Here is a 17,558-nt window from a genome sequence, read left to right as displayed (position 1 = left end):
TTCGTTGCCCTTCTTTATCTCTAAGAGAGTAATTTATAATATTACTAAAAACAAAACGTTTAGGCTTCACTCTTGAGAAAAACAAGAGCATAAGGTAATTTGCAGATAATTCCGAGTATAGTCCTCTTAATCGAACCTTGGCAACAGCATGGGTGAAAAAACAGAAAAGGCCACGCCGAAGCGACTTAGAGATGCTCGGAAGAAAGGTCAAGTAGCAAAGTCTCAGGATTTTCCTTCTGCCGTCACTTTTATAGTCTCGATGTTTACGGCCTTCTCCCTATCCACCTTTTTTTTTAAACATTTAGGTGGCTTTCTGGTTTCAATGCTTTCGCAAGCTCCCACACGGCATGACCCTTTAATTACCTTATTTTATCTCAAGAACTGTCTTATTCTTATTTTAACAGCGTCCCTTCCCCTACTAGGAGCTGTTGCAGTTGTTGGGGTCATTGTAGGTTTTCTTATTGTCGGTCCTACATTTTCTACCGAAGTTTTCAAACCAGATATTAAGAAATTCAATCCTATTGATAACATCAAACAAAAATTTAAAATAAAAACTCTCATAGAGCTAATTAAATCTGTTTTAAAAATTTTTGGAGCTGCTTTAATTTTATACATAACCTTAAAAAGTAGAGTTTCCTTAATTATAGAAACTGCAGGGGTTTCCCCTGTGATTACTGCTCAAATCTTTAAAGAAATTTTCTATAAAGCAGTAACCTCCATAGGCATTTTCTTTTTGATTGTTGCGGTTCTTGACCTTGTGTATCAGCGCCACAATTTTTCTAAGGAATTAAAGATGGAAAAGTTTGAGGTTAAGCAGGAATTTAAAGATACAGAAGGGAATCCAGAGATTAAAGGTCGACGTCGACAAATTGCTCAAGAAATTGCCTATGAAGACTCCTCATCACAAGTAAAACATGCAAGCACAGTAGTCTCCAATCCCAAAGATATTGCTGTTGCTATTGGCTACATGCCTGAGAAATATAAAGCACCATGGATCATTGCGATGGGCATTAACTTACGAGCTAAAAGGATACTTGATGAAGCTGAAAAGTATGGCATTCCCATTATGCGAAACGTACCTTTAGCACATCAGCTTTTGGATGAAGGGAAAGAGTTGAAATTTATTCCAGAATCTACTTATGAAGCTATTGGAGAAATTCTACTTTATATTACTTCACTTAATGCGCAAAATCCTAATAATAAAAATACTAACCAACCTGATCATTTATAATGAATAAGCTACTCAATTTCGTCAGTAGAACACTTGGTGGCGAAGCCGCCTTAAATATGATCAATAAGTCCAGCGACCTAATCCTTGCTCTTTGGATGATGGGCGTTGTCTTAATGATCATCATTCCCTTACCTCCGCCTATCGTCGACTTGATGATCACCATTAACCTATCAATATCCGTATTCTTATTGATGGTGGCCCTCTATATTCCAAGTGCTTTGCAACTCTCTGTTTTCCCCTCGTTGCTACTCATCACCACGATGTTCCGCTTAGGGATTAATATTTCCTCTTCTCGACAGATTCTCCTTAAAGCATATGCGGGTCATGTGATCCAAGCATTCGGGGATTTCGTTGTTGGAGGGAACTATGTAGTCGGGTTCATTATTTTCCTTATTATTACGATCATTCAGTTTATCGTGGTAACTAAGGGTGCTGAGCGTGTTGCCGAAGTTGCTGCTCGATTTCGATTGGATGCGATGCCAGGTAAGCAGATGGCGATTGATGCTGACTTACGAGCAGGTATGATTGATGCTACTCAAGCTCGTGATAAAAGAGCTCAAATCCAAAAGGAAAGTGAACTCTATGGAGCCATGGACGGTGCCATGAAGTTCATCAAAGGAGACGTTATCGCTGGTATCGTTATTTCTTTGATTAACATTGTTGGTGGTTTGACGATTGGGGTTGCTATGCACGGCATGGACCTCGCTCAAGCAGCTCACGTCTATACTCTTCTTTCTATTGGTGACGGTTTAGTCTCTCAGATTCCTTCTCTTCTAATCGCCTTGACAGCGGGTATTGTGACGACTCGTGTATCGAGTGATAAAAATACTAACTTGGGTAAAGAGATTTCCAATCAGCTCGTTAAAGAACCACGCGCCCTACTCCTTGCGGGTGCTGCAACTTTGGGAGTTGGTTTCTTCAAGGGATTCCCTCTATGGTCTTTCTCTATTTTAGCATTAATTTTCGTTGCTCTAGGCATTCTATTAATGACTAAGAAATCTTCGGCAGCAAAAAAAGGCGGTGGCACGGGAGCTTCAACAACCGTAGGCGCTGCTGGGGATGGCGCTGCTACTGCTGGGGATAATCCTGATGACTACTCTCTAACTCTACCCGTAATTCTAGAACTTGGGAAAGACCTCTCTAAGCTGATCCAACACAAGACAAATACAGAAGGGAATCCAGAGATTAAAGGTCGACGTCGACAAATTGCTCAAGAAATTGCCTATGAAGACTCCTCATCACAAGTAAAACATGCAAGCACAGTAGTCTCCAATCCCAAAGATATTGCTGTTGCTATTGGCTACATGCCTGAGAAATATAAAGCACCATGGATCATTGCGATGGGCATTAACTTACGAGCTAAAAGGATACTTGATGAAGCTGAAAAGTATGGCATTCCCATTATGCGAAACGTACCTTTAGCACATCAGCTTTTGGATGAAGGGAAAGAGTTGAAATTTATTCCAGAATCTACTTATGAAGCTATTGGAGAAATTCTACTTTATATTACTTCACTTAATGCGCAAAATCCTAATAATAAAAATACTAACCAACCTGATCATTTATAATGAATAAGCTACTCAATTTCGTCAGTAGAACACTTGGTGGCGAAGCCGCCTTAAATATGATCAATAAGTCCAGCGACCTAATCCTTGCTCTTTGGATGATGGGCGTTGTCTTAATGATCATCATTCCCTTACCTCCGCCTATCGTCGACTTGATGATCACCATTAACCTATCAATATCCGTATTCTTATTGATGGTGGCCCTCTATATTCCAAGTGCTTTGCAACTCTCTGTTTTCCCCTCGTTGCTACTCATCACCACGATGTTCCGCTTAGGGATTAATATTTCCTCTTCTCGACAGATTCTCCTTAAAGCATATGCGGGTCATGTGATCCAAGCATTCGGGGATTTCGTTGTTGGAGGGAACTATGTAGTCGGGTTCATTATTTTCCTTATTATTACGATCATTCAGTTTATCGTGGTAACTAAGGGTGCTGAGCGTGTTGCCGAAGTTGCTGCTCGATTTCGATTGGATGCGATGCCAGGTAAGCAGATGGCGATTGATGCTGACTTACGAGCAGGTATGATTGATGCTACTCAAGCTCGTGATAAAAGAGCTCAAATCCAAAAGGAAAGTGAACTCTATGGAGCCATGGACGGTGCCATGAAGTTCATCAAAGGAGACGTTATCGCTGGTATCGTTATTTCTTTGATTAACATTGTTGGTGGTTTGACGATTGGGGTTGCTATGCACGGCATGGACCTCGCTCAAGCAGCTCACGTCTATACTCTTCTTTCTATTGGTGACGGTTTAGTCTCTCAGATTCCTTCTCTTCTAATCGCCTTGACAGCGGGTATTGTGACGACTCGTGTATCGAGTGATAAAAATACTAACTTGGGTAAAGAGATTTCCAATCAGCTCGTTAAAGAACCACGCGCCCTACTCCTTGCGGGTGCTGCAACTTTGGGAGTTGGTTTCTTCAAGGGATTCCCTCTATGGTCTTTCTCTATTTTAGCATTAATTTTCGTTGCTCTAGGCATTCTATTAATGACTAAGAAATCTTCGGCAGCAAAAAAAGGCGGTGGCACGGGAGCTTCAACAACCGTAGGCGCTGCTGGGGATGGCGCTGCTACTGCTGGGGATAATCCTGATGACTACTCTCTAACTCTACCCGTAATTCTAGAACTTGGGAAAGACCTCTCTAAGCTGATCCAACACAAGACAAAATCAGGACAAAGCTTTGTTGACGATATGATTCCTAAAATGCGACAAGCTCTCTATCAGGATATTGGGATCCGCTACCCTGGCATTCATGTTCGGACAGACTCGCCTTCTTTAGAAGGACACGACTATATGATTCTTCTTAATGAAGTTCCCTATGTCCGAGGAAAGATTCCTCCGAACCATGTATTGACCAATGAAGTCGAGGACAATCTAAGCCGTTATAATCTACCCTTCATTACCTATAAGAATGCTGCGGGCCTCCCTTCAGCATGGGTCAGTGAAGATGCTAAGGCTATTCTAGAGAAGGCTGCAATTAAATATTGGTCTCCACTCGAAGTAATCATTCTCCATCTTTCTTACTTTTTCCATAAAAGCTCTCAAGAGTTTTTAGGAATCCAAGAGGTACGTTCTATGATCGAATTTATGGAACGTTCATTCCCAGACTTAGTGAAAGAAGTTACAAGGCTAATTCCACTTCAAAAGCTCACTGAAATCTTTAAGAGACTAGTCCAAGAACAAATCTCAATCAAAGATCTACGTACCATTTTAGAATCTCTCAGTGAGTGGGCTCAAACTGAGAAAGATACTGTTCTGCTTACAGAATATGTACGATCTTCTTTAAAGCTCTATATCAGCTTCAAGTTCTCTCAAGGGCAATCTGCGATTTCTGTTTATCTCTTAGATCCAGAAATTGAAGAGATGATTCGTGGAGCAATTAAGCAAACATCAGCAGGCTCTTACCTTGCTCTAGATCCTGATTCTGTGAACCTAATCTTAAAATCTATGAGGAATACCATTACACCAACACCTGCAGGAGGTCAACCACCAGTATTATTGACAGCAATTGATGTAAGAAGATATGTACGAAAATTAATAGAAACAGAGTTCCCCGATATTGCTGTGATTTCTTATCAAGAAATTCTACCAGAAATTCGCATCCAGCCCTTGGGAAGAATTCAGATTTTCTAATTGATACGTTGTCGCTCATAGGAGGCATATGGCAGCATCAGGAGGCACAGGTGGTTTGGGAGGCACTCAGGGTGTTAACCTCGCAGCTGTAGAGGCTGCAGCTGCAAAAGCAGATGCCGCAGAAGTTGTAGCCAGTCAAGAAGGTTCTGAGATGAATATGGTTCAGCAATCTCAGGACATGACAAATCCTGCAGCAGCAACACGTACCAGAAAAAAAGAAGAGAAGTTTCAGACTCTAGAATCTCGGAAAAAAGGAGAAGCTGGAAAAGCAGAGAAAAAGTCTGAGACTGCTGAAGATAAATCTGATTCAGATCTTGCAGATAAATATGCTGCTGGTAATTCTGAAGTTTCTGGTCAAGAACTTCGCGGCTTGCGTGATGCCCTAACTGAGGATTCTTCCCCAGAAGAGATTACTGCTCTTGTAAAAGAGAAAATCAAAGATCCAGCTCTACAATCCTTAGCTTTAGACTACCTTGTTCAAACCACCCCACCCTCTCAAGGTAAATTAAAAGATGCTCTTATTCAAGCAAGAAATAGTCATACAGAGCAATTCGGACGGACAGCTATTGGTGGAAAGAACATCTTATTTGCCTCTCAAGAATATGCAAACCAACTTAGTGTTTCTCCTTCAGGGCTTCGCTCTTTGTACCTAGAAGTAACTGGTAACATACATACCTGTGATCAGCTGCTTTCTATGCTGCAAGACCGCTATACATACCAAGATATGGCTCTTGTTAGCTCCTTCCTAATGAAAGGAATGGCTACAGAATTAAAAAGACAAGGTCCCTACGTACCTGCTCCACAGCTACAAGTACTCATGACAGAAACTCGCAATCTGCAAGCTGTTCTTGCCTCTTACGATTTCTTTGAAAGTCGAGTACCTGTTTTAATGGACAACTTAAAAGCTGAAGGAATCCAAATTCCTGGAGATATAAATTTTGTAAAGGTTGCTGAGTCTTTCCATAAAATCATTAACGATAAGTTCCCTACAGCATCTAAAATGGAACGAGAAGTCCGTGGTCTCGTAGGAAATGACGTCGATTCTGTTACTGGTGTCTTAAATTTATTCTTCTCAGCTTTACGTCAAACATCGTCGCGCCTCTTCTCTTCAGCTGACAAACGCCAGCAATTAGGAGCTATGATTGCTAATGCTTTGGACGCCGTAAATATAAACAATGAAGATTATCCAAAAGCATCAGATTTTCCTAAACCCTATCCTTGGTCATGATTAAAAAGGATTGCCATGCAAAACCAATTCGAGCAATTATTAGAATCCTTAGCACCTCTATTAAATACAAAACTTGCTCCCGATAAAAATAACTCTTGTTTGATCCGTTTCAGCAATACCCAAGTCCCAGTTCAAATAGAAGAAGACGGGAATTCTGGAGATCTTGCAGTATCTACGATTCTAGGTCCTCTTCCTGAAAATGTATTCCGTGAGCGTATTTTCAAAGCCGCACTCTCTGTAAACGGCTCTTTCCAATCTAGCATCAAAGGAATTCTAGGCTACGGTGAAGTCACCCAACAACTCTACCTTTCAGATATTATAAGTATGAATTATCTGAATGGAGAAAAGTTATTCGAATACCTTAATCTCTTTTCTATGCATGCTAAGATTTGGCTCGAATCCCTAAGAACAGGAAATCTTCCTGATCTCCATGTTTTGGGAATCTACTACGTCGCGTGAATGTTTTAAAATACACAAAACACTCGCCCGCAGCACATGCTTGGAAAATTCTAGGAACGTCTCCTAAACATGGTATTTGCCTACCGCTATTTTCAATACATACAAAAAACAGCTGTGGAATTGGTGAATTTTTAGACCTCATTCCTCTGATCTCTTGGTGTCGAGAAAAAGGGTTTCGCGTGATCCAGCTTCTCCCTTTAAATGATACTGGTGAAGATACTAGTCCATATAACAGTATCTCTTCAATAGCGCTAAATCCCCTTTTTCTTTCCCTATCATCTCTTCCAAAGATCGATCAAATCCCTCAAGTTTCTAATAAACTCCAAGAGATGCATGCGCTATGCTTGACCCCTTCGGTAAACTATACTCAAGTTAAAGAAAAAAAATGGGCATTCCTAAGAGAGTACTACCAAAAATGCTGTAAATCTTCCCTTGAAGGTAACCTTAGCTTTTCCCAATTTTTAGAAAAGGAGCACTACTGGCTGTATCCTTACGGAACTTTCCGTGCACTCAAACATCATATGCACGGAGAACCGATTAACAACTGGCCAAAGTCAATCACAAAAAAGGAAAATTTCCCTTACTTAACTAAAAAATTCTATGACGAAATTCTTTTCTTTTCTTATCTCCAATTTCTCTGTTACCAACAGCTTTCCCAAGTTAGAGCCTATGCAGATCAAGAACAGGTCTTGCTTAAAGGAGACCTTCCCATTCTAATTAGCAAGGATAGCTGCGATGTCTGGTATTTCCGAGAATACTTTTCCTCATCACGGTCTGTAGGAGCTCCTCCAGACCTCTATAATTCTGAAGGACAGAACTGGCATCTTCCTATCTATAACTTTTCAAGACTTGCCCAAGACGACTATATTTGGTGGAAAGAACGTCTAAGGTACGCCCAAAATTTTTATTCACTCTATCGCTTAGATCATATTGTAGGATTTTTCCGCTTATGGATTTGGGATTCTTTAGGAAATGGTAAGTTCATTCCTGAAAATCCTAAAGATTATATAAAGCAAGGTACGAGTATTCTCTCTGCTATGCTCCGTTCTTCTTCGATGCTACCTATCGGAGAAGATCTCGGGATCCTACCTGAAGATGTTAAAACAACATTAACACACTTAGGGATCTGTGGAACACGGATCCCGCGATGGGAACGTAACTGGCAAAGCGACTGTGCTTTTATTCCCCTCAAAGATTACAATCCACTTTCTGTGACCACCCTCTCTACCCACGACTCCGATACGTTTGCCCAGTGGTGGCTCAATTCACCTCAGGAAGCTAAACAATTTGCTACATTTTTAAATCTTCCTTTCGAACCCTCCCTGACCCCAGAAACTCAAACAGACATTTTAAGACTCTCTCACCAATCAGCATCCATCTTTCATATCAATCTCTTTAACGATTACCTAGCCCTCTGCCCTGATCTAGTATCAAAAAATCTACAAAGAGAACGAATCAATACACCAGGAACTATTTCTAAAAAGAATTGGTCTTATCGAATTCTTCCTGCTTTAGAGGATCTCTTCGCCCATAAAAAATTTAATGGCTACATTGATAAGATTCTTAAAGAACTTTAAGGGTATCAATAAAATATTCGCGTTTTCTCAAGCCAGATGAAGAACCTTCTATAATTTCCTATAATGACCTCTATTCTTTAAATAATTCATTCGTTATCAACAATAGACAATGAAATTTTCTAAGAAAACCTCTTTCCCATATATTCGAAAAGCTCTAGTATAGGTTCCTTTTCATAGAGTTGCTTTATTTAACCGATGTTAGAGAATTCATAGGAAGAATATGTCAAGAAAGTGCCCCCTTACAGGGAAAAGACCTCGTCGTGGTTATAGCTATACCATTCGAGGTATTGCTAAAAAGAAAAAAGGAATTGGCTTGAAGGTAACAGGGAAAACTAAAAGAAGATTCTTCCCTAATATGTTGACCAAGCGTTTATGGTCCACAGAAGAAAACCGTTTTCTTAAGCTTAAAATTTCTGCTAGTGCTCTTCGGCACATCGATAAGCTTGGATTAGCGAAAGTTCTGGAAAGAGCAAAAAGCAAAAATTTTTAATTTATATTAATTAAGGGAAATATTTATGTCTTTTCTAAGGCGCCATATTTCTCTTTTTCGTTCGCAAAAACAACTTATTGATGTTTTTGCTCCTGTAAGTCCTCACCTCGAGTTAGCTGAAATTCATCGTCGTGTTATTGAAAATCAAGGCCCCGCCCTTCTTTTTCATAATGTTTTAGGATCCCCATTTCCAGTCCTTACTAATCTCTTTGGGACAAAATATCGTGTGGACCAACTTTTTTCTCAAGCTCCTGATGACCTCGTAGCTCGATTCGCCCGTCTGCTTTCTTCTCCCCCAAAGCTTTCTTCTTTATGGCAATCGCGCAGTTTATTAAAAAGAGCCTGCTCTTTAGGACTCAAGAAAGCACGGTTTCGTCGCTTTCCTTTTGTTTCTATGTCCTCAGTGAACTTAGACCGCCTACCTCTGCTAACAAGCTGGCCTGAAGATGGTGGGGCCTTTCTTACACTTCCTCTTGTCTATACGGAATCCCCAACTCTTTTTACACCGAACCTTGGAATGTATCGCATGCAACGCTTCAACCAAAATACGATGGGGCTGCATTTTCAAATCCAGAAGGGAGGGGGGATGCATCTCTACGAAGCAGAGCAAAGACAGCAAAACCTTCCTGTTTCGGTTTTTCTATCTGGGAATCCCTTTTTAACCCTTTCTGCTATTGCTCCCCTACCAGAAAATGTCTCAGAAATTTTGTTTGCTACCTTCCTCCAAGGATCAAAGCTGCTCTATAAAAAAACAAACGATCACCCCCACCCTCTACTTTACGACGCAGAATTCATCCTTGTAGGAGAATCTCCAGCAGGGAAACGTCGCCCCGAAGGTCCCTTTGGAGATCATTTCGGTTATTATAGTCTCCAACACGACTTTCCTGAATTCCATTGTCATAAAATCTATCACAAAAAAGATGCTATCTACCCCGCTACAGTAGTTGGCAAGCCGTACCAAGAAGACTTTTATTTAGGAAACAAACTCCAAGAATACCTTTCCCCTTTATTTCCGTTAGTTATGCCTGGTTTGCGCAACCTTAAAAGCTATGGAGAATCAGGATTCCATACACTTACTACCGCTGTTGTTAAAGAACGCTACTGGAGAGAATCTCTAGCAACCGCTCTTAGAATTCTCGGAGAGGGCCAACTTTCCCTAACCAAATTTCTAATGATCACAGACCAAGAGGTTCTACTTGAAAGATTCTCTACAGTTCTAGAAACGATTTTAGAACGTTTGCAGCCAGACCGAGATCTTATTATTTTCTCAGAAACTGCAAACGATACACTAGACTATACAGGACCTAGCCTAAATAAAGGTTCTAAGGGAATTTTTATGGGAATAGGGGAAGCAATCCGAACCCTTCCTCATAGATATTCTGGAGGAAGAGTCCCAGGAGTTCGAGACCTCGCTCCGTTCTGTCGTGGTTGCCTAGTATTAGAAACATCGACCGAGGACCGATGCATTCAATCTCTCCTCCACCATCCAGATCTAAAGGGATGGCCTCTGATCATTCTTACTGATAATTTGATGCAAACCATACAAAGTGAAAAGGATTTTCTCTGGAGGACTTTCACACGATGTGCCCCAGCAACTGATCTTCATGCACTGCACAGTCATTTTGCTACCCACCGCCCAAATTACAACTTTCCCTTCATTATTGATGCCCTTATGAAGCCTTCTTATCCTAAAGAAGTTCACGTAGACCCATCTACAGAACAAAGGGTCTCCGAACGTTGGCACAAATACTTTCCTAATCAAAAAGCTTATTATATCTAATAATAAATCTTATTTTATTAAAAGTTTAATAAAGTGGTTATTTTTTATTTTTTAAAAATATATAAAAAATAAAAAACTATTTTAAGAGTAAAAAATGAATAAAAGACAAAAAGCTAAATTAAAAATCACTGTTATTATTAGTACTTTGATTTTAGTAGGAGTTTTTGCAAGAGCCCCTCGTGGCGACACTTTTAAAACTTTCTTAAAGTCCGAAGAAGCCGTGATTTATTCCAATCAATGTAATGAGGACATTCGTAAAATTTTATGCGATGCTATAGAACATGCTGATGAAGAGATCTTCATGCGTATTTATAACCTCTCTGAACCCAAGGTTCAACAAAGTATAACTCGACAAGCTCAATCAAAAAAAAAAGTTACTATCTACTATCAAAAATTTAAAATTCCTTACATCCTAAAGCAAACAAGCAATGTGACTCTAGTTGAGCAATCTCCATTAGGAGGTAAGCTCATGCACCAAAAAGCCCTTTCGATAGATAAAAAAGATGCGTGGTTGGGATCTGCAAACTATACGCACCTTTCTCTACGTTTAGATAATAATCTGATCCTAGGAATACATAGCTCCAAGCTCTGTGATCTTATTATTACAAACACCTCTGGCGACTTTTCCATAAAGGATCAGATAGGGCACTATTTCGTTCTTCCTCAAGATCGTAAAATAGCCCTACAAACAGTGCTTCAAAAAATTCAGACTGCTCAAAAAACAATCCGCGTTGCCATGTTTGCTCTCACGCACTCAGAGATTATTCAAGCCTTGTATGAAGCAAAACAACGAGGAATCTATATAGATATTATCATTGATAGAAGTCATAAAAAACTTACTTTTAATCAGTTACAAAAATTAAATATCAATGAAACTTTTGTTGCTGTAAATACGGGACCTTACACCCTACATCATAAGTTTGCAGTTATAGATAATAAAACCCTACTTGCAGGATCTATAAACTGGTCCAAAGGAGGATTCTCCTTAAACGATGAAAGTTTAATCATCTTGGAAAACCTTACAAAACGGCAAAATAAGAAACTTCAGATGATTTGGAAAGAACTAGGTAAGCATTCCGAACGTCCTATAATAGATGCTACAGAAAAAGAGATCTTAGAAAAACGTTTTGCTGTAGAAGTACAAGAAGCAGCTTAATTATTTAAAGAGTACAATCAGCAGGCCTAGCTCCTTATTCAAGCAGCTCTAGGCCTCTTCATCCTTTTGATAAAAGAGATTGGAAGCAAGCTCTAAAACTCCTTTATTTCTAGCAATGACCCAAGCTTCTCCTGCTGCTGCAATTGCCTGAGAAGCCGCAGCCCCTAAAGAGATGTTCTTTTTTTTCTTTATAATCTTGATGGATCGCTTTTGTTGTTTTTTTTCGTCTTTTTCCTCGTCCCTATCCTCTTTTTTCTTACTACCGTCGTGTAGCTTTTTAAAATCTAAACGAACATGGCGCAACTGAGAAAGCAAGACCTTTGCTTGTTTTTGTCCTAGTAACTTATAACGATGCTTTTGCTTCTTCTCCTCTTGTTCACGATCTCCAATAGCAAGCAAAGCAAGGCGAATTGCCTCATTCGTAGCGATCTCATCAGAAATTTTTTCTGCTAAAGGAGAGTTTTGATGAGAATCTCTAGCTATATTTTGTGTAGACAGAGCTCCATAAGGATCAAAACGAATTATGCGCATTACCAACCTACAACCCTATATATCCTTAGATAATTTTTTTTCTTTCTTCTCCCGACGCGAAGCTCTTGGATTGGAAGATCCTCTTCCTTCATCTCTAAAACCACTATTTCCACCACCAGAATCGTCATGAACAGAAGAAGCTTCAGGCTTTCCTTGAACTGATAGACGTGAGGATCCTGAAAAAGGTTGTGGAGAACGGAAAACAATGGGCGGTTCAACGGAAACATTTCGATATTGATAAATTAAGGGATCTGGAGGCCCTCCAGGACCTTTATGAGCTTCGATCTTTTCTTTGTAGTCATTAGTAGAACGAGGTGTAGGAGCAAGTAACGACACCCCTCGCTGGGCAAGAAAATGATATGATGAACTCACAGCATCGCTTCCTAAAGGTCCTCCTAAACCACTCTTAGTAGGGAAAACACTCTCCTCACTAATAGGAAGAAAGTTTTCACTGCTGTTATCTGGATGTTTGAATTCCGTAGATTCTTTCACGAATGATTTGGGCATCTCACTCGGAACTGCGGCGTCCCTAGGGAAACGATGCCTACCCTCTGCATGAGGTAAACTTTCAACCGCAGCTCCTCTCAAAGCACTCTCACGAATAGGAGAAAAGTTTGTATGGTTATCACTTTTTTCTATCCCTAGAGGCTTATGCTTTGATTTATCTCCCGATCTCTGAGGAGATAAAGTTCCTGAAAACTTGGGAAGAGGAAATTTTGTAGAGGAACCAGACCAAACAGAAGTACTTATATAAATCTCTCCAGTCCCTGATCCTGCAAGAAGCGAGGCCATAGCACGCGCTAGCATTATCTGGTCCTCACTCAATTCCTCTCGACTTTCTTTTTTCTCAGCTTCTTTTTCTGCCTTTTCTAGGGTATTAGAACCCTGCATTGCTTTTGGATTAGCTTCTACTGATTCGGAAGAAGATGACTTTACTTTCGCCTCAATCGTTTTAGGAGGAGTCATTGCTGTACTCATTTCCTCCTGTCCTAAATCAGAAAGATCTACCATTCCTTCGTTACCTGTTGCCATTGCCCTACGTACTAGTGAGGAGGTCTCAACATTAGGATCTAGAAGAGAGCTTACCATTTCCCCTCCTAAACGAGCTACAGTCCAAGCATTTACCTTTTCTTCACTCATAGGCTCTACTGCCCTTTGGAAAGATCCAAAAGAAGCCACGGAACTCGCTCCTGAAGAGCTTCTACTTAAACTTCTTGTCTCTGAAAATGCTGAAGATTTCAAAGCATCTAAAGAAAGCTGAGAAATATCAGAGGAACTCCCTCCCATCCCAGAAGCATCTAAGAAAAATCCCTGCATTTCAGGAGAGATACGGTTTCCCTTCTTTACCGCAACATCCATCGCTGTCGGCAATAAAGACGTTCCCTCGCCGTTATCAGAAGCCCGCTTTGCAGAAACTCTCGAAGCGCGGGATCCAAACCCCGACATGAATCCTTGCACACTAGCCCGCATTTTCGAAAAGGTCCCTTTTAATCGAGATTTTGGAGAGGTCGACGCTCGATCCTGAGTTTTACGATACTTAGCCTTATTGATTTGCGACTCTGTTTCGTACATCCCAGTGGATCCCGAACGCACTAAGCTTTCCTGCTTAGCAGAGGAAGCCTGCTTCGTTTCAGAAAATACAGATTCTTTTGGCGCAGAGGGACCCTCTGCCTGATCTCCTTTAAGAGCAGGATTCCACTTGCTTGGATCTGAAGAAGGATGAATGCCTCCGCCGCCTGAAACTGCCATAGTGATTCTCTGAATTTAAAAAATATAACTTATAATTATTTATAATTTTAAAACAAAAAATAATTAATTTAAAAAAAAGAACTTACAAACAAATCTTAAAAATCTCGCAAACAAAAAAAAACGCAAGATAAAACACCTTGCGTAAAAAAAAACTTATGGGAGGACAAAGAATAACGAGTAGATGCAACAAAGTGCATCGCTGTTAAGCTAGAAGGATCACTCAGATCCGACTGTCTAAGTATTAAGATTTTGGAGATCTTAATACTTAGACAGTTCTTAGCTCTAAATTGATTCCCCAGATTTCCTGTCATTCCATCACGGGATAGTCCCGTTCTGCGATTTTTTTTTAGTTTAACCCCGTCTAAAGACGGACTGAATACTTACTAAAATTATCTTTGTCAGTAAAAATAAATCCATTCTCATAATTGAAAATCAACACCTTATCAATATCCTTTTTCTGAGAATCCAAGAGAGAGCGAACTAACTGGTCGTATTCTTGAGCACGGTGTTTAAGAGTTTTCTGTTCCTTAGCAATAACAAATGCACGACGGTTCTTATTTTTTATCTGCTTAGGTTTCTTTAACACTTCGGTTGATTTCTTTTGAATCGCCCGAGCCAAAGCCCTATCGGTTCTGCTCTTCTTTGGCTTTCCCATAAAAATTATAAAAATAAAAAATCAACCCAACAAACTAATTTTAATTTAAAAATATTAATAATAATAAATTAATTTTAATTAATATATAAAATATAACCTAAGCTTTTGTTTAGAAACCTTTTAGATAGATATAAAAAACCAAGCTAAGAAATGCTCTGGTTTGTTATATACAAGACGTCTAAACCTTTCGAAATCGATAATCAGAACTACAGGCTATCACAATGCCTTCCTACATCACACCTGGCAAATGCTTTCTTTTTTGTATTTTATCCATGCTAATCCTCCCCATACTCTGCCCTACTGCAAATCTGATCATTTTTTCTCCCTATATTGTTCTATGCTTCTATTGTTTTTCAAAAGATAGGGGACTCCTACTCTCTCTAGGCTGTGGTATCTTAAGCGATTTAGCCTTAGGAAGCCGAGGCGTATTTCTGCTTCTTTATCCTCTAACAGCTCTTATCACCCATAAGGCATACCTTATTTTTTCAAAAGAGAGCAAGACCGCCTTGGTAATCGTGAATATGATTTTCTGTGCAATCTTTTTACTCCTAACAATTCCTACATACGCCCTGTTTGGCCATGAAGTACGTTGGTCTATAGATTTACTAGTTTCACCCCTAAGACATTCTTTCTTAGATAATCTCATCTTCAATTCCTTAATCTATATACTTCCTTGCGCAATAAACTCTGGAATCCGTAAAATGGTATCTTTTTTTAGGAGATTTGTATGTTGCTGAGAGGGCTTCCTGTAGCTGAAAAAATCCTTCAAAAACTTAAAGAAGAAATCTCGCAAAGTCCTACTTCTCCTGGACTTGCTGTGGTTCTTATTGGCAATGACCCCGCCTCTGAAGTATATGTTGGCATGAAAGTCAAAAAAGCTGGAGACATTGGAATCATTTCCAAAGCTCACAAGTTACCTTCCGACTCCACCCTATCTTCCATCCTGAAGTTAATAGAACGGTTAAATGAAGATCCCAGCATCCACGGCATCCTTGTTCAACTTCCCCTTCCCAAACACCTAGACAGTGAAGTTATTCTCCAATCGATCTCACCAGATAAAGATGTTGACGGTCTTCATCCTATAAACATGGGAAAGTTACTCCTTGGAAATTTTCATGGACTTATACCTTGCACTCCTGCAGGAATTATCGAACTTCTGAACTATTATGAGATTCCTCTTGCAGGTCGCCATGTTGCTATTGCAGGGAGAAGTAATATCGTGGGGAAACCCTTAGCAGCCCTCATGATGCAAAAGCATCCTCAAACCAACTCTACAGTCACAGTTCTCCACAGCCAGTCCAAAAACCTACCAGAAATCTTAAAGATGGCTGATATTATTGTTGCTGCTGTAGGAGTGCCACTTTTTATAAAAGAAACTATGGTAGCACCCCACGCTGTAATTGTAGATGTAGGAACAACAAGAGTTCCCGCCGACAATGCGAAAGGCTATACTCTCCTTGGAGATGTAGATTTTAATAACGTTGTGACAAAATGCGCAGCAATCACTCCAGTGCCTGGAGGCGTTGGTCCCATGACTGTTGCTATGCTTATGAGCAATACCTGGCAATGTTATCGAAATTGTTCTTAATTCTTCTATGTCTTGGACTCTGTTCATGCTCTCAGAAAATGACAACAATCAAGGGAGAGCAGATGACAATCTCTTACCGTATCATTCTGGGAAAATCTTTATCTGCAAAAGAAAAAGACCTTTTATGCCAGCAAATCAAGGCATGTTTTCATAAGATTGACTCAATTTATAACAATTGGAATCCCAATTCAGAGCTCTCGATGATCAACCGAGCTCCAGCAAACATCCCTATCACCCTATCCGTAGAACTTTCTGATTTCTTAGATCAGGTAGATAAACTTTATAAGCTTTCGGAAGGACGTTTTGACCCTACTTTAGGACCTTTAAAAACTCTTTGGCTTCTACATCTCAAGAGTCAAACTCTCCCTCCTAAGGAAGTGTGGCAACAACATTATCAAACCATGGGTTGGCAACACCTTACTTTTAACCCAAAAACAAAAACTCTAATCAAAGATAATCCTCAAGTTCAAATCGATCTCTGTGGTGTTGTCAAAGGTTACGCCGTAGATTGTCTAAATGAAATTTGTAAAAATTTTTGCTCCAACAGCTATGTGGAGTGGGGAGGAGAGATAAAAACCTCAGGCCATCATCCTTCAGGAAGGCTCTGGCGTATTCTCTCTGAAGCGGCAGGTGAGATTTTAGAGATGGATAACAAGGCAATTGCAACTAGTGGAAATCGTATTCAAAAATGGTTTGTTGAAGGGAAAACTTATACTCATATTCTTGATCCCCGTACAGGAAAACCTTTAGAGCTAGACACGTATCCTATCCAAAGTGTTTCCGTAGTCCATCCGAGCTGTACATATGCCGATGCTATTGCAACAGTTCTCATGACTTTTAGTTCTAAAGCAGAGGCAAAAAAATGGGCTGAAGAACATCACATCCTAACCTATATCAATGATGGCGCCTCTTCATAGCAGCCGCAACCTCACGTTCTTTTTCCCGTTCTATGATCGTACGACGCTTATCGTAAGCTTTTTTCCCACGACAACAACCCAAACGCACCTTAACATAGCCGCGACGAAAAAACATGCTCAGAGGAATCAAAGTCATGCCCTTTTGAGCAATTTTACCCTCTAATTTACGAATTTCGTATCTATGAAGAAGGAGCTTACGCTTACGACGCTCTTCGTGGTTATAGATATTCCCAAACCGATACGGAGCGATACTAGCATTCAACAACCACCCCTCACCTTTAGAAATGACTACATAAGCATCCCCTAGATTCCCTCCATGATCACGCAATGACTTGATCTCAGTTCCAGTCAAAATGATGCCTGCTTCTAAAGTCTCTATAACTTCATAGTTACGCAGAGCCCTGCGATTAGAAACAATTTCTTTTTCTGCCATAAGATCCTCCCCCGTATTTGGGGACAAAAGCAAGTATAACAAAAAGTAATTTTTCCTTCTTAAG

General features: G+C 40.1%; 16 protein-coding genes. 12 read left to right on the top strand and 4 right to left on the bottom strand.

Annotation, left to right across the window (positions count from 1 at the left end; translation table 11 throughout):
- Positions 1-148 precede the first annotated feature (148 nt).
- From sctU to CMV32_RS04430, 9 genes are all read left to right on the top strand, one after another.
- On the top strand, positions 149-1,231 hold the full coding sequence (gene sctU / locus CMV32_RS04470) for a type III secretion system export apparatus subunit SctU (protein WP_100934724.1): 1,083 nt from the start codon (positions 149-151) through the stop codon (positions 1,229-1,231).
- Positions 1,231-2,799 carry an FHIPEP family type III secretion protein gene (locus CMV32_RS04465; protein ID WP_100934723.1) on the top strand — a complete coding sequence of 523 codons (1,569 nt, stop codon included), beginning with the start codon at positions 1,231-1,233 and terminating at the stop codon, positions 2,797-2,799. The genes sctU and CMV32_RS04465 overlap by 1 nt, the downstream gene beginning before the upstream one ends.
- Entirely contained in the window at positions 2,799-4,931 is a 2,133-nt protein-coding gene (gene sctV / locus CMV32_RS04460; protein WP_100934722.1) for a type III secretion system export apparatus subunit SctV, read from the top strand. Before CMV32_RS04465 ends, sctV begins: the two co-directional genes overlap by 1 nt.
- A gap of 28 nt (positions 4,932-4,959) precedes the next feature.
- Complete coding sequence (sctW, locus tag CMV32_RS04455) at positions 4,960-6,159, top strand: type III secretion system gatekeeper subunit SctW (RefSeq protein WP_100934721.1); 1,200 nt, start codon at positions 4,960-4,962, stop codon at positions 6,157-6,159.
- 15 nt (positions 6,160-6,174) lie between these two features.
- The gene (locus CMV32_RS04450) at positions 6,175-6,618 is read left to right on the top strand and encodes a CesT family type III secretion system chaperone (RefSeq protein WP_100934720.1); all 444 of its coding nucleotides are present in this window, start codon (positions 6,175-6,177) and stop codon (positions 6,616-6,618) included.
- Positions 6,615-8,195, top strand: a complete 1,581-nt coding sequence (locus CMV32_RS04445; RefSeq protein ID WP_100934719.1) for a 4-alpha-glucanotransferase — start codon at positions 6,615-6,617, stop codon at positions 8,193-8,195. Before CMV32_RS04450 ends, CMV32_RS04445 begins: the two co-directional genes overlap by 4 nt.
- 220 nt (positions 8,196-8,415) lie before the next feature.
- Complete coding sequence (rpmB, locus tag CMV32_RS04440) at positions 8,416-8,685, top strand: 50S ribosomal protein L28 (protein ID WP_100934718.1); 270 nt, start codon at positions 8,416-8,418, stop codon at positions 8,683-8,685.
- A 25-nt stretch (positions 8,686-8,710) separates the two neighbouring features.
- Positions 8,711-10,465, top strand: a complete 1,755-nt coding sequence (locus CMV32_RS04435) for a menaquinone biosynthesis decarboxylase (RefSeq protein ID WP_100934717.1) — start codon at positions 8,711-8,713, stop codon at positions 10,463-10,465.
- 94 nt (positions 10,466-10,559) lie between these two features.
- The gene (locus CMV32_RS04430) at positions 10,560-11,621 is read left to right on the top strand and encodes a phospholipase D-like domain-containing protein (protein ID WP_100934716.1); all 1,062 of its coding nucleotides are present in this window, start codon (positions 10,560-10,562) and stop codon (positions 11,619-11,621) included.
- A gap of 48 nt (positions 11,622-11,669) precedes the next feature.
- Here the strand turns inward: CMV32_RS04430 and CMV32_RS04425 are convergent, their stop codons facing one another.
- The 3 genes from CMV32_RS04425 to ltuB all read right to left on the bottom strand — a co-directional run bounded on the left by CMV32_RS04425 (position 11,670) and on the right by ltuB (position 14,556).
- A complete protein-coding gene (locus CMV32_RS04425; protein WP_100934715.1) occupies positions 11,670-12,152 on the bottom strand; it encodes a hypothetical protein in 483 nt (160 codons plus the stop codon).
- Between the two features lie 15 nt (positions 12,153-12,167).
- Positions 12,168-13,901, bottom strand: a complete 1,734-nt coding sequence (locus CMV32_RS04420; RefSeq protein ID WP_100934714.1) for a hypothetical protein — start codon at positions 13,899-13,901, stop codon at positions 12,168-12,170.
- 361 nt (positions 13,902-14,262) lie between these two features.
- Positions 14,263-14,556 (bottom strand): late transcription unit protein LtuB, encoded by a 294-nt coding sequence (gene ltuB / locus CMV32_RS04410; protein WP_100934713.1) that lies wholly within the window; start codon positions 14,554-14,556, stop codon positions 14,263-14,265.
- Positions 14,557-14,777: 221 nt separating this feature from the next.
- On the opposite strand from ltuB, the gene CMV32_RS04405 reads away from it, so the two are divergent.
- From CMV32_RS04405 to CMV32_RS04395, 3 genes are read left to right on the top strand one after another with little or no spacing between them, the layout of a single operon-like run.
- Positions 14,778-15,293 carry a hypothetical protein gene (locus tag CMV32_RS04405; protein WP_100934712.1) on the top strand — a complete coding sequence of 172 codons (516 nt, stop codon included), beginning with the start codon at positions 14,778-14,780 and terminating at the stop codon, positions 15,291-15,293.
- Entirely contained in the window at positions 15,284-16,144 is an 861-nt protein-coding gene (gene folD, locus CMV32_RS04400) for a bifunctional methylenetetrahydrofolate dehydrogenase/methenyltetrahydrofolate cyclohydrolase FolD (protein WP_100934711.1), read from the top strand. The genes CMV32_RS04405 and folD overlap by 10 nt, the downstream gene beginning before the upstream one ends.
- Entirely contained in the window at positions 16,123-17,061 is a 939-nt protein-coding gene (locus CMV32_RS04395) for an FAD:protein FMN transferase (protein ID WP_192940655.1), read from the top strand. Before folD ends, CMV32_RS04395 begins: the two co-directional genes overlap by 22 nt.
- Here the strand turns inward: CMV32_RS04395 and smpB are convergent.
- Entirely contained in the window at positions 17,039-17,494 is a 456-nt protein-coding gene (smpB, locus tag CMV32_RS04390) for an SsrA-binding protein SmpB (RefSeq protein ID WP_100934710.1), read from the bottom strand. The two genes, CMV32_RS04395 and smpB, sit on opposite strands and share 23 nt — an antisense overlap.
- Between the last annotated feature and the right edge of the window lie 64 nt (positions 17,495-17,558).

The organism is Candidatus Chlamydia corallus (assembly GCF_002817655.1).
GTDB lineage: Bacteria > Chlamydiota > Chlamydiia > Chlamydiales > Chlamydiaceae > Chlamydia > Chlamydia corallus.
This window is presented reverse-complemented; position numbering and strand designations above follow the sequence as displayed.